This window comes from Mesorhizobium sp. M1A.F.Ca.IN.022.07.1.1, assembly GCF_003997575.1.
Taxonomy (GTDB): domain Bacteria; phylum Pseudomonadota; class Alphaproteobacteria; order Rhizobiales; family Rhizobiaceae; genus Mesorhizobium.
Window position 1 is genome coordinate 1 of sequence record NZ_RZST01000164.1, and the last position, 12,511, is coordinate 12,511.

Annotated in this window: 11 protein-coding genes and 1 pseudogene; 7 read left to right on the top strand and 5 right to left on the bottom strand. The window is 62.3% G+C overall.

The window, feature by feature from the left end:
• Nucleotides 1–311: co-chaperone GroES (gene groES, locus EOA75_RS18675; protein WP_127324863.1), on the bottom strand; the 311-nt coding region annotated here is incomplete at its 3' end.
• 101 nt (nucleotides 312–412) lie between these two features.
• Nucleotides 413–721, bottom strand: coding sequence for a hypothetical protein (locus tag EOA75_RS18680; RefSeq protein WP_126089903.1), 309 nt, complete (start codon nucleotides 719–721; stop codon nucleotides 413–415).
• Between the two features lie 1,010 nt (nucleotides 722–1,731).
• On the opposite strand from EOA75_RS18680, the gene EOA75_RS18685 reads away from it, so the two are divergent.
• From EOA75_RS18685 to EOA75_RS18715, 7 genes and pseudogenes are all read left to right on the top strand, one after another.
• A complete protein-coding gene (locus EOA75_RS18685) occupies nucleotides 1,732–2,055 on the top strand; it encodes a DUF736 domain-containing protein (RefSeq protein WP_029354915.1) in 324 nt (107 codons plus the stop codon).
• A 180-nt stretch (nucleotides 2,056–2,235) separates the two neighbouring features.
• The gene (locus EOA75_RS18690; protein ID WP_029354917.1) at nucleotides 2,236–2,505 is read left to right on the top strand and encodes a helix-turn-helix domain-containing protein; all 270 of its coding nucleotides are present in this window, start codon (nucleotides 2,236–2,238) and stop codon (nucleotides 2,503–2,505) included.
• Nucleotides 2,502–3,050, top strand: a complete 549-nt coding sequence (locus EOA75_RS18695) for a S26 family signal peptidase (protein ID WP_029354919.1) — start codon at nucleotides 2,502–2,504, stop codon at nucleotides 3,048–3,050. Before EOA75_RS18690 ends, EOA75_RS18695 begins: the two co-directional genes overlap by 4 nt.
• Nucleotides 3,038–3,721 (top strand): lytic transglycosylase domain-containing protein, encoded by a 684-nt coding sequence (locus EOA75_RS18700; protein ID WP_024505647.1) that lies wholly within the window; start codon nucleotides 3,038–3,040, stop codon nucleotides 3,719–3,721. Before EOA75_RS18695 ends, EOA75_RS18700 begins: the two co-directional genes overlap by 13 nt.
• 179 nt (nucleotides 3,722–3,900) lie before the next feature.
• Nucleotides 3,901–5,871: a relaxase/mobilization nuclease RlxS gene (gene rlxS / locus EOA75_RS18705; protein WP_126038545.1), complete on the top strand. Its 1,971-nt coding sequence runs from the start codon at nucleotides 3,901–3,903 to the stop codon at nucleotides 5,869–5,871.
• Between the two features lie 356 nt (nucleotides 5,872–6,227).
• Entirely contained in the window at nucleotides 6,228–7,211 is a 984-nt protein-coding gene (locus EOA75_RS18710; protein WP_127313442.1) for an ATP-binding protein, read from the top strand.
• 17 nt (nucleotides 7,212–7,228) lie between these two features.
• A pseudogene (locus EOA75_RS18715) lies at nucleotides 7,229–9,696 on the top strand (S8 family peptidase).
• A 214-nt stretch (nucleotides 9,697–9,910) separates the two neighbouring features.
• On the opposite strand, the gene EOA75_RS18720 reads toward EOA75_RS18715, so the two are convergent.
• The 3 genes from EOA75_RS18720 to EOA75_RS18730 all read right to left on the bottom strand — a co-directional run.
• Nucleotides 9,911–11,470: an E2 ligase fold family C protein gene (locus EOA75_RS18720; protein WP_091595803.1), complete on the bottom strand. Its 1,560-nt coding sequence runs from the start codon at nucleotides 11,468–11,470 to the stop codon at nucleotides 9,911–9,913.
• A gap of 3 nt (nucleotides 11,471–11,473) precedes the next feature.
• Nucleotides 11,474–11,860: a Mov34/MPN/PAD-1 family protein gene (locus EOA75_RS18725; RefSeq protein WP_245457098.1), complete on the bottom strand. Its 387-nt coding sequence runs from the start codon at nucleotides 11,858–11,860 to the stop codon at nucleotides 11,474–11,476.
• Nucleotides 11,861–11,958: 98 nt separating this feature from the next.
• On the bottom strand, nucleotides 11,959–12,511 hold a 553-nt coding region (locus EOA75_RS18730), incomplete at its 5' end, for a putative metal-binding protein (RefSeq protein ID WP_127324864.1).

Here is a 12,511-nt window from a genome sequence, read left to right on the forward strand (position 1 = left end):
GAAAGGGCCTGATATGAGCCGATGATGCCCATGATGTCGGATTCCTTCATGATCAGAAGGTCTTCGCCATTGAGCTTGACTTCGGTGCCCGACCACTTGCCGAACAGGATGCGATCGCCGGCCTTGACGTCCAGTGGGACGAGCTTGCCGGCTTCGTCACGGGCGCCGGAACCAACGGCGATGATCTCGCCTTCCTGCGGCTTTTCCTTTGCCGTATCCGGGATGATGATCCCGCCAGCGGTCTTGGATTCGGATTCGACCCGGCGAACGACCACGCGGTCATGCAGCGGGCGGAACTTCGACTTTGCCATTTTCGGATTTTTCCCTGGTGCGGATGTTGAGGGGTTTTTGTTAGCACTCGCGATGGACGAGTGCTAACGCGATAGTGAGGTAGGCTGTAAGCGGGCACTCGTCAAGACGGACGAGGGCAGGCGAGGAGCTCTGGCCCCCTCCCCGGTGGAACCCAACGCATACGCGCATCCGCGTTGATGGCTGCGAGCCCCACATTTCCATTGAATTCGGCGTCATGACGCCAACTTGCGCGCGCCGCTTCCAAGTCGTCAGTCGTGCTGCCGTCAGCACGAACATAGGGCTGCGCTTCACTTCCCGTCGAAGCCGCGGCAAGCAGCGTCGCCGTCAGCACGCTCCTTTGCAGATGCTTGCCAAAGGTGGACAGTGAGCGCACCTGCGCCGGGCTGTTGGTGCGAACGTAAGACGTCATTGACAACTCCTTTTTGCAAGTCGAGCCCTTCTCCACCTTCGGCCGCCGTCGACGCGAAGAAGTCCGCATCGCGTTGATGACGAGCTGCGAAAAAGAGAAAGATGTGTTTGATGGCTGCGGTCCCAACGGTGCCTTCAGATTTGAGATCACTTCCGCCGCGAGCGGCTGAAGCTCCTCGCAACGTCACAATCGAATCTGCTGCCAAGCCTCCAGGAAAGGAGAGCATTGCTCATCTCGCGCTTGTGCATGCAGTCAACCTTCGATCCGTGTTGCCACATCTCAAGTGCAAATGCCGTGCCAAAGCTCACTGGGTAGTGAACGCATGGCTCTCCCTGAAAACCTCACAAATCCAGCATGGTCAATTGTGCGGAACCCGACATGCGTCTTCTGCCACTGTCAGCTTTCGGACAGGCATGACGCGTTTCGCGCCGACCACCGGTCGATCGGTTTTGGGGCCGGTCTGTTCGCCTCATAAGAGCGCGTCACGTTGCGTAGCGGTTTCCCGAGCGCCGCCACATGACACTGGACCTGCAGGTAGCACCGGCTTCTCATCCAGCCTTGCTTTGGCCCCTTCGCGTATCAAATTCCCGCTGGCGAGCCCTGCTTTCATAGATCGCACCATGCCGGATGTCTGCTCTGGCGCCCGACCCGCTGGCACGATCTCGATCCGGCATAAGGGCGCAGCATCTTTGCAGGCCGTTTCATCCCGGCGTCCTGCTTGGCTGAAAGACCGCACTTGGCGAGCGGTCTCCATGCTCTCTCCAAGGACCATCCCTGCGGCTGGCTTGTCGACCTATGGGCGGGTCCGGCCGCCCGAAACCCTCGCCATCAGCTTTTTTCCCCGCCGCCTGCGGCGGCTTCCTCGCGCCGCTTCGCTCACAAAAAAGCTGCCCGCTCGGATCCTTCGCTGTCGCTGCGGCCCTGTCGGATTCAGGCGGTCCTGACGCGCCCATTACGGTGCGCCATCGCAGGGGATGGTCCCCGGCGAAACCACAAAAGGAGACTTCGAAATGACCGCGATCGGTTACGTCAACAAGCAGGAAAACGGCGCCTACAAGGGCCAGCTCAAGACGCTCAGCGTCCGCGCCGACATCGATATCGTCCCCAACCAGGCCAAGAGCGCCGACAACCATCCCGACTTCCGGGTGCTTACGCAAGGAGTCGAAGTTGGCGCCGGCTGGATCCGCACCGGCGAGACTTCCGGCAAGGATTATGTGAGCCTGTCGATTGCAGCGCCGGAGTTCGGACCGCGCAAGCTCTACGCCAATCTCGGCCGCGCCGCCGGCCAGGACGATCACGACACCTACGCCATCATCTGGAACCCGGCCGACTGACCGGCCGAGATAGAGCCTCGCGCCGCAGCCCCGGCGCGGGGCTCATTCCCAGGAGTTCCACCCAAACCCCGTCCGCCCTAAAGGGCGGCGAAAACTCTCCCCCGACTCTTCGCCCGTCCCCGAGACGATCTCCCTCGCCCATCCTCGCCCTCGCTTGTCCGAAGCGAAACGAGGATCATCATGGACGACGAAAACGAACGCGCGGCCCGCGCGAAAAAGGGCAGCCCGTTTCTCAGCACAGCCCAAGCCGCCTTCTATATCGGGCTCTCCCAGCGCACGCTCGAAAAGATGCGGCTCAAGGGCGGCGGCCCGAAATTCCGCAAGCACGGCCGCTATGTCCGCTATCACATCGACGAACTCGACCATTGGTCGAAAGGACACCCGCAGCACTCCACCGCCGGCGATGGCAAGGCCGGTTCCGGCCAGGGCGGCACGGGAGGCCGTTCATGAGGCGGCGCCCTTCCATCCATCTGATCGGCAGCCGCCTGAGGCGTGTTCGAGCCCGTAAGACGGTCGCCTTGGCCGCGGCCGGTCTCGGTCTTTTGGGCTTCACGGCGCTGGGAAAGCCCACCCCTTGGCTGGTCTGGAACGCCTCGGCCAGCGCGCCGATCGGCCTTTACCGCATCGCTGCGGGAGCGCTGGCGCGTGGCGATCTCGTGCTCGTGCGCCCGCCTGAATACGCGGCGTATCTCGCCGCCGAGCGCAGCTATCTGCCTCGCAATGTGCCGCTGGCAAAACGTCTTGCAGCGCTGCCGGACGATAATGTCTGCGCCTTCAATGACGCCATCATCATCGGCGGCGACATCGTCGCGCGCCGGCTCAAAATCGACGCCGAAGGCCGACCTTTGCCATGGTGGAACGGCTGCCGAGCGCTCGGGGATAACGAGGTTTTCCTGCTCGGCAGCGACAAAAACCGCTCCTTCGACAGCCGCTATTTCGGGCCTGTTCCCACTCAAAATGTCATCGGGAGGCTCGTACCGCTATGGACCGAGTGACCCTCCTCTTGTTGGGCATGATCGCCATTGCGCCATGCGCCTGTTCCGCCTCGACCGGCGCTGAGCCGGTCGCCATCTCCCAAAGTCCGCAGCTGCGAAAGTGGCAGACGTTGGTATCGGAAGCAAGCCGGCGCTTCCATATTCCCCAAGCCTGGATCTATGCCGTCATGGCTGCCGAAAGCGGCGGCAAGACAATGCGCGGCGGCCGCCCCATCACCTCCCCCGCTGGCGCCATGGGCCTCATGCAGGTGATGCCCGGCACCTATGAGGAGATGCGGGTCGAACACGGCCTTGGGCCTAACCCCCACGATCCGCGCGACAATATCCTGGCCGGCACGGCCTATCTCAGCGCCATGTATGACCGCTTCGGATTTCCTGGCCTGTTTGGCGCCTACAATGCCGGTCCCGAGCGCTACGACGAGCATTTGAAGCGTGGCAAACCGCTGCCAGAAGAGACCGTCGAGTACCTCGACCAACTCAAGGCGGCCGGAGTTTCGGCGGCCGACATCGAGGCGTTCGAAAGCCAATCTGTCGCTCCAAAGGCGCAAATCGCTCCTCTCGGACGGTCGCTGTTCTTCATTCATGACGGTGTTCACTCAGGCGTGCGAAACGGCGATCTCTTCGTGCCGCTCGGCAAGGACGGCGCGCAGCCGAAGGAGCCGGTGCGTTAGCCATGGGCGGACGGGGGCGCGTCTGGCGGGGCTGGGCGCGTAAGGCAAGATAAAGGTACCGCCTCCAGGAGGCGGTTAAATCTTTGTCTGCACATCGTTTTTCCAGGAGGCTGCCGCCGGTGCCAAGAGGGTTGGACGTGTAAGTGTCTGATTTTGCTTGATATGTCTGGGAGGCTCGCATGAAGGATGACGAGTTCAGGCCGAAGCTCGGCAAAATCGGGTCGCGCGGCTCGAAGGCAGGCAAACGCTATGCCGGTCAAGTCCGGGCAGCCGTCAACCGAGCCGGCGGCCAGCCCCAGCCCGGCGGTCGCTTCACGGGCAGCCGGACAGGGCGCGGCGGGGCGGCTGCGGCGCTGCTGAAATCGCGCGACCGGTATGCCGCCTTCCGCCAGCGCCGGGTGATCGTCAAGGCGCGGATCGTCAAGCTCGCCGGCAAGGGCGCGGACGGGGCGCGTGCCCATCTACGCTATCTTCAGCGCGACGGCGTCACCCGAGAAGGTGCGCCTGGCGAGCTCTACGGCGCCGACAGCGACCGCGTCGACGGCAAGGCGTTCATCGATCGCGCGGACGGCGACCGCCACCAATTCCGCTTCATCGTCGCTGCCGAAGACGGCATCGAGTATGAAGACCTGAAGGCGCTGACGCGGCGGCTCATGGCGCAGATGCAGGAAGACCTCGGCACGAAGCTCGACTGGGTCGCGGTTGATCATTTCAACACCGGCCACCCGCACAGCCACATCATCGTCCGAGGCAGGGACGACCGTGGCGAGAACCTGGTCATCGCGCGCGAATATATCTCATCTGGCATCCGCGAGCGGGCGGCCGAGCTGGTCAGCCTCGATCTCGGTCCGCGAACCGACCGCGAGATTGAGCTTCGCCTGCGCCGGGAAATGGAGCAGGAACGCTTCACCAGCATCGACCGTCGGCTGCTCAGCATGCGTGATGATGACGGGCTGGTCTCGCCGGGCGGTCCCGACGCCATTCGCCAGACGCTGCACCAGGGACGGCTGCGCAAGCTCGAGCGGATGGGTCTGGCCGCGGAGGTCGGCGCTGGCTCCTGGCGCCTCGACGATGAGCTCGAAGCCACGCTGCGCCGCACCGGCGAACGCGGCGACATCATCAAGACCATCCACCGCGAACTGGCCGGCAAGGGGCTTGCACGCAGTGCCGCCGACTGGGTGATCCACGATCGAGCCGGCGAGCCCGTCCAGTCTCTCGTCGGTCGCGTTGTCGCGCGTGGACTGGCCGACGAGATCAATGACCGCCACTACATGATCGTCGACGCCGTCGACGGTAAGAGCCATTGGATCGACATCGGTAGAGGCGAGGCGATGGAAACGATGCCTAATGGCTGCATCGTGCGTGTCGCGCCAAGGAACACCGAGCCGAGGCGGGTCGATCGTACCATCGCCGAAATCGCCGCCGCGAATGGCGGCCGTTACGACGTCGATATCCACCTGAAGCATGACCCATCCGCCACCGAGAGCTTTGCGCGAACGCATGTGCGGCGGCTGGAGGCGATCCGCCGCGCGACCGGCGGCGTTGAGCGAGAGCCGAACGGCACCTGGCTCATCGCGCCGGACCATCTCGATCGCGTCGCGAATTATGAGGGCCAGCGGGCCAGGGCCGAGCCTTTCGTTGTCGACAAGCTCTCCTCAATGGCGCTGGAGCGACAGGTCAGCTTCAACGGCGCCACCTGGCTCGACCGGGAGCTGGTTGCCGATAGACCCGAGCCTTTGCACGGATCCGGCTTCGGCTGCGACGTGAGAGAGGCGCAAGCTCGCCGGCGGGAGTGGCTGATCGCGCAAGGCCACGCGCATGAAGAACAGGATCGGATCGTCTATCGAGCCAACATGCTTTCGATCCTGCGCCAGCGAGAACTGAACCGTGTTGCTGGCCAACTGTCGGAGGAACTTGGCCTGCCCTATGCCGAAGCGCGATCCGGAGGACGAGTAGAGGGTACGCTCCGCCGCTCCGTCGAGCTTGCCAGCGGAAAATATGCCGTCGTTGAGAAGTCGCGCGAGTTCACGCTGGTGCCATGGCGGCCGGTGCTTGAGCGCCATGTGGGCAAGGAGGTCTCCGGTGTCGTGAGTGGGGAGGGGATTTCATGGACCGTCGGCCGGCAAAGGAGCGGACCTGGTGTTTCGTGAGATGGTGTACAGCTTTTTTAGCCAGCGGCGCGGGCAGCCATGCGAGCCCGCGTAGACCTTATGGCCGCACGCCCGCAATCGGTCGCATGGACCTGCCAGGCGGGGCGGCTTTGGAGCGTTCGGACCCGACACGCTGCGTGAGTGGCCAGACTTCGAGCGCTCGAAGATGCGGACTGTTGTCTGCTGGCCGGCGTTATTCCGGCTGGCCTATGACCGCGGCGCAACAGTTCACCGCTGAAGTTGCCACGGGCGAACATCGACAAGAGAAAAAACACCATTGCGCGATACAAATCGCCGTTGAAAGCGTTTAGGTTGCATGCGCTTCGCCAAGTAAACGGATACCCCAGAAGAGAGCCATGACCACGGCCCGCCATATCGTGACGCTGCTTAAAAGCCACTTTGCCGGCGACGAGGATCGTTTCCTCTCTATCGCGATGCAGCTTGCTGCGCATGAGGCACGTCAAGGCCATGGCAAGCTTGCTCAGGAGCTCAAGGATCTGGTCGACGCAGCCAAGAGCAGGGACGCCCGGATTGCCAAGAGCAGTCGGCCGGTTCCCCTTTTTCAGCCAAAGGGCGAGCTCGCAGGGCTCCTGCATGTGCGCTATCCGGACCTGCGACTGACCGACATGATTTTGCCGGACAGTCTGCGCTCGCGCCTGCACCGCGTGCTGGGAGAGCAGCGCCAACAAGCAAGCTTGCGCGAGCACGGGCTTGTTCCCCGTCGCAAACTGCTTCTGGTCGGCCCGCCAGGATCAGGCAAGACGATGACCGCATCGGCATTGGCCGGGGAGCTTCATCTGCCCCTTTTCACGATCGTCCTCGATGGTTTGATCACCAAGTTCATGGGAGAGACTGCCGGAAAGCTGCGGCTTGTTTTTGATGCAATGCAGGCGACGCGGGGCGTCTACTTCTTTGACGAATTCGATGCCATCGGCGCGCGTCGAGGCGAACGCCAGGATGTTGGCGAGATTCGGCGCGTGCTGAATTCGTTTCTGCAGTTTCTCGAGCAAGACGACAGCCACAGCCTGATTATTGCGGCAACAAATCATCCCGAGCTGCTCGACAGAGCTTTGTTCCGCCGTTTCGACGATGTCATCGAATACGCCGTGCCCGATCGGCCGATTATCGAGGCGCTGCTTCGGGCTCGACTCGACCGCTTCGACACCAGAGGGCTTGCCTGGAACGAGGCGATCTCTCAGGCAGAGAGACTGTCGCAGGCCGAGATCACCCGCGCGGCCGACGACGCTGCAAAAACCATCATATTGCGGGGGGGGCGGATCACCTCGGAAGCGCTCATCGACGCTCTGAAGGAACGCCGGCAGGCTTCGCTGTCTGAGTAGCGACAGCACAGATCATAATGGCAGACGATTTTCCGCGCGACCGCGCCCATATCCACCTTCGCAACAACGGCATTCGGGAAGCCTATCGGCGGCCCAACCAACTTATACATGCACCGCCGCTGCCGGCGCGTGATCGGGCGTCGCATGCTGCGGCCTTGACGCAATCCATCGAACAAGCGGTCGAAAGTGCACGCCAGCAGATTGCGGCGCGTGACCCCCAGCTGTCGGTCGGCACGCCTGGCTTTTATCTCGAGATCGATCTGCCCATGTCCGGACGGGCGGCCCTCGACCAGTTGGCCGATCGTCGCCAGCACATGGAGCTGGTCGCCGTCCATGAGCCAACTCAACCCGGTGCTCCCATCACAGCGTCGGTGTTCCTGCCGCAAAGCGCGCAAGCCTATTATTTGCGGAAAGTCGAGGCGTATCGAGACGTTGACACTGACCGCGGCAGACCGCGCAACGAGCCGCTCGTCTCCCGCATGGAGACAGTCAGGCTGGCGACTGCACGATCGTTGTTTACCGACCACGACGACCTCTTCCCCCAGGCCGCTGACGAGCAGGTGTGGTGGGAAGTCTGGCTGCGCGACGGTCGCCGCGAGAACTTCGAGCACATTGCCGAAGCCCTGAACATCACTTTGCGCACGCATGCGGTCAGGTTTCCGGAGCGGGTGGTCATGCTGGCACTCGCCAGCACGGCAATGCTCGACCGCATGATTGCGCACAGCGATGTCGTCGCCGAGCTGCGGCGCGCGAAGGATACGCCGTCCTTCTTCATGGGCCTTGGCGGCGCGGAGCAAAGGGACTGGAGCGACGAGCTTCTCGGGCGCGTCAGACCGCCTCAACCGATATTGCGGTCTGCATTCTCGACAGCGGCGTGCGTCGCACCCACCCGTTGATCGAACCCGCACTTGCCGTTGAAGACTGGCACACCGTCAAACCGGCATGGGGCAGCGACGACACACCTGCGTGGAGCGGCCACGGGACGCGAATGGCAGGTGTCGGCCTGTACGGTGATCTGGTCCCGCTCCTGGTCGGAGGCGATCCAGTTCCATTGCCCTTTCGGCTGGAGAGTGTTCGTATCCTTCCGCCAGAAGACGAGGCAAACGATCCAGAACTCTATGGCGCGATCACCGCGGAAGCGATCGCCCGCGCCGAGGTGCAGGCGCCGGAGCGCCGCCGCGCGATCGCAATGGCTGTGACAAGCGCCAGTCCGGCGCGTGGAAGGCCCACATCGTGGTCTGCCGCTATCGACCAACTCTGTTTCGAAGAGGAACAGCGACGCTTGATCGTTCTCTCTGCCGGCAACATCGGCGATGACCTCATGCCGGCCGAGCATTTGACGCGCAACGATCTGGAAGCAGTCGATGATCCTTCTCAGGCCTGGAATGCGCTGACGGTCGGCGCTTTCACAGAAAAGGTCGATATCATTGACACCGACTTTGCGGGCTACGCTCCGATCGCGCCGGTCGGCGAGCTCTCGCCGCGCAGTCGCACTTCGGTCGTTTGGGACAGGCAGTGGCCGGTGAAGCCCGAGGTCGTCTTCGAAGGCGGCAATCTCGCCCATGACGGTGTGTTGCCTGGCGAGCCGATCGACGATCTGCAGATATTGACCACTTTCTATCGACCCGAACTGCGCCACTTCACCACCCTCGGAGATACGAGCGCGGCAACGGCCCATGCCGCACGGATGGCGGGACTAATTCTATCAGCGCGCCCCGAGCTGTGGCCTGAAACGGTTCGCGCCCTGATCGTCCACTCGGCCGAATGGACTCCGGCGATGCGCGCACGCATCGATGCGTGCAACGGAGCGAAGGGCGAGATCCAGGCGCTCGTGCGGCGCTATGGTTATGGCGTGCCAGATCTTGGGCGCGCGCTTCTGTCAACGGTGAACGACCTCACGCTTATCGTTGAAGATGAGCTTCAGCCTTTCCAGCGCGAGGGCGGCGCGGCTGCCAAAACGCGTGACATGAAGCTGCATCGCCTGCCTTGGCCGAAGGAGCAGCTCGCGGCGCTCGGCGCTGCCCAGGTCGAGCTCCGCGTCACGCTGTCCTATTTCATCGAACCCAACCCCGGTGAACGCGGATGGACCCGCCGGCATCGTTACGCGTCCCATGGTCTTCGGTTCAGAGTAAAGTCAGCGACCGAGACAGTCGACGAATTCCGAGCCCGCATCAATCAGGCCGCTCGGGACGAGGAGGAAGGGGCGCCTGCTGGAGGCGGAGAAGAGTGGCTGCTCGGCACCTTCCGCGATCGCGGCTCGTTGCACGCCGATTTCTGGTCGGGCAGCGCCGCCGATCTCGCCGAGCGTGACGCGATCGGCGTGTTCCCGGTCGGGGGCTGGTGGAAGGAGAAGCCTTACCTGGAACGCGTCGACGCTCTGGCTCGGTACGCCCTGATTGTGACGATTCGGGCGCCTGGGGTCGATGTTGACATCTTCACACCCGTCGAAGCAGCCCTGACTGTCGAGACGTCGGTCGAGACCTGATGCAGCACTGTCCAAACCGGCCAACAACGGAGGTTTGACCAGCCTCTGGTGCCATGGCGGCTGGTGCTGGATCATCACGTCGGCAAGGAGGTGTCAGGGATCATGCGCGGAGGACGATAGGCGGGCAAAGGAGCGGGCCAAGCGTGTCATAATGGCGCCCATGGTCACGCCCACAAGCCGCGCCCCCTGCGTCCACGGAGAGGTGCGCGTCTGCTTAGGCGGCCGAGACATCGCTTACCTGATCAACGGGCTCGCCGTATTTGCGCCTGTAAGCGGCAATGAAATCGTCGTCGCTACAGATGCAGCGGCCGCTGGAGTCCTTGGCCTTCGGATCGTGCAAGTGAGAGCCAAGGGGGCGCAGAAGATTCACCCGAGTGCTCGTCGTCGGGCTCATGGGAAACCCCGCACTATGTTTGACCAAATCCGCGGCAAGCATAATCCCGGCAAGCACCGACTGAAAGGCCATCGGAACGACAGTTCGAACGCGGCGACTTCCTTCGCTAAGCTGGAACACCAGACCGCCGCAGATAGCCTGCTGATAAAAGGAGCGCAGGGGCTGGCCGACAAACGGGGCTAGCGGTTCAAACGGCACAGCCATCGCTGTAGCCACGCGAACTACAAAGTCGTTGGGAACTCCGGCATTGGTCTGCAGGAGCGTTTTCACCTGCTCGTGTGCTTCCGGTATTCCGAGTTCCTCGGCAATCAGCTGGTGCTCGTCCTTGGATTTTCCGGATGGCAGGTACATGCAACAAAGGCAAGCCTGGCCGTCATCGAAACCATGCCGGGAGATACCGAGATCGTGCTCCTGCGTCCAAGCGTTTGCGATCCATCGCGGCAGTGCACCTTGGACAGCCAGACGGTCGGCGGCGGTGTCAAGCGCCACACCCACTTGGTCGAAGACCCAATTGCCCCGGCGCGCAACATATTCTGCCCACGTCAGAGGGTGCGCCTCGACCTCAAGGGCAGTCGATCTAAGGGCGGTGGCTGCAAGAACCGCCTTGGACATACCAATCTCCGCCTGGCCGGCCAATGCGTAGCGCTGCAGGTTTGAGAGTTCGATCGCTTCGTGATCGATTACATGCAGACGACCCTTGAGATCGGGTTGTCTCGCTAGCGCCCAAAGCGAGCCATGGCCTATCGCACCGAGCCCAACGAGGTGGGTTTCGCCAAGGTCGACTGGAAAGTCGATCGGGCCAGCCTCCCCGGCTTTGGTCTTGTCGTAGCTGCATAGCGAGAGGTCGATGGTTTCGTCCAACTCGGCGCCGGTCAACTGGGCGGCGAAGATAGTTCGAAAGACGTTGGCGGCGCCGAAGCAACTGGCGGCGCCAGCTCCATAAGGCAGCAGACTTGGGCCAGAGCCCACCGGGTCCGTACGCGACAGCTTTGCCGCCCAACCGTCCGATCCCACGAAAAAGATCGGGCACCGGAGTGATGGGCGCGTTACCCCTGCAACGACGCAGACGGTGGCAGACTTGCCGGAACGCCGGATGCCGACTTTTGGATTGATCGACTTTGCCAAGCGCTCCAGCGCTTGGGCTTGAGAGCTCGCCGCGCTGTCCAGCGGGAGTATCGCCAGAACCGGGTAGAGCCTAGCGAGCAATCTCACCGCAAGATCTAATGTCGCCTGGCCTTCGGCGCAGGAAGCGGCCTGATGGTCGAAGGCGACTGCCACGACCTGCTTTTCAAGAGCTGCTTTGAAGTCTCCCAGATGAAAATCGGCCAGGACCTGAGATGCCGCCGTGGCGGCGCGATCGATGAAGTTAGCGAATGCCATTGTTCAACTCGATATCATGATCATTCGCGACAGTGCCGCGGGAGGGAGCGCATTCCATTTGGCCTTTTCGTCAAGCCGATAGGCGGCGACCCGAGCAAAATCGAAAGGCTCGCGGGCGAAATTCGGCACCACCAGCGACAGACACCCAACCGTGGTAGCAACCGCATAAGCGTCGTCCGTCGTCGAATGGTAGGCGCGGCCCGGATGGCTGTGAATCTGGGCCAAGAGTTTCAGGCCGCTTTTGTAGAGCCAGACATTGAGCCGGTGCAGTTCTTCGGCCGCAACGATCACGCAAACGCCATCGTTTGTTCGAATGTGACGCTGCGCCGGGATAACCGTCTCTGTTACGGCAAAGTGCCGGTCTTCCTGAACGCCGACCCAAAGTGCCATCCCCTCATTGCCCTCGCGACCAACTGAGCGCAGATGCCCATGCGTGGTCGAGATGCAGCCGCGCGGGAGAGTCACGATCGTTACATCTCTCAAACCAGTCATTCTTGTATCGCCTGAGGGGATACCACCATTCCTACGATTGTCGGTTGGAGTTGAATCTGCAACTGCTCTATAGGAACGATTCCGTACTTGATGATCTTGTCCAGGATGAAGGCCAAACAGCCTTCGCCAGAACCCCGATGAAGTAGCCATGGATCACCTGAATGGGCTGGATTGTCGTGGTATTCCCGGACGCCCGCCATGCACAGGAATGGTTCGTCCTCGGGACTGTTGGCCTGGATGAAGTCCGTCAGCGGCACGGCGTTCTGCTGGATGAGAGCTCCTATCATCTCCGGCGGCGTTCCGGGCAGCGGCGGACGTCTAAGCATTTTCAGGTATAGATCTTTCCGGGCAATCGGATCACGCGTAAACGGATCGACGAAGACCACGGACGGTGGTCTTAAGTCGTAGTCGGTGAAGTCGACCTCGCTCGCTGCGCTGACCACCCGTGGCTTTAACTTGGGGCTGGCGAAAATGAAGAAAGCGCGCGGAAAAGTCGCCTCGATCAAGAAGCAGCCCTGAGCCCGATAGACATCAGCATATGGCCGGAAC

Bases quoted from the DNA above. Each gene is read 5' to 3' on its own strand.
- EOA75_RS18680 (WP_126089903.1), bottom strand. From the start codon at position 721: ATGACGTCTTACGTTCGCACCAACAGCCCGGCGCAGGTGCGCTCACTG.
- EOA75_RS18685 (WP_029354915.1), top strand. From the start codon at position 1,732: ATGACCGCGATCGGTTACGTCAACAAGCAGGAAAACGGCGCCTACAAG.
- EOA75_RS18690 (WP_029354917.1), top strand. From the start codon at position 2,236: ATGGACGACGAAAACGAACGCGCGGCCCGCGCGAAAAAGGGCAGCCCG.
- EOA75_RS18695 (WP_029354919.1), top strand. From the start codon at position 2,502: ATGAGGCGGCGCCCTTCCATCCATCTGATCGGCAGCCGCCTGAGGCGT.
- EOA75_RS18700 (WP_024505647.1), top strand. From the start codon at position 3,038: ATGGACCGAGTGACCCTCCTCTTGTTGGGCATGATCGCCATTGCGCCA.
- rlxS (WP_126038545.1), top strand. From the start codon at position 3,901: ATGAAGGATGACGAGTTCAGGCCGAAGCTCGGCAAAATCGGGTCGCGC.
- EOA75_RS18710 (WP_127313442.1), top strand. From the start codon at position 6,228: ATGACCACGGCCCGCCATATCGTGACGCTGCTTAAAAGCCACTTTGCC.
- EOA75_RS18720 (WP_091595803.1), bottom strand. From the start codon at position 11,470: ATGGCATTCGCTAACTTCATCGATCGCGCCGCCACGGCGGCATCTCAG.
- EOA75_RS18725 (WP_245457098.1), bottom strand. From the start codon at position 11,860: ATGGCACTTTGGGTCGGCGTTCAGGAAGACCGGCACTTTGCCGTAACA.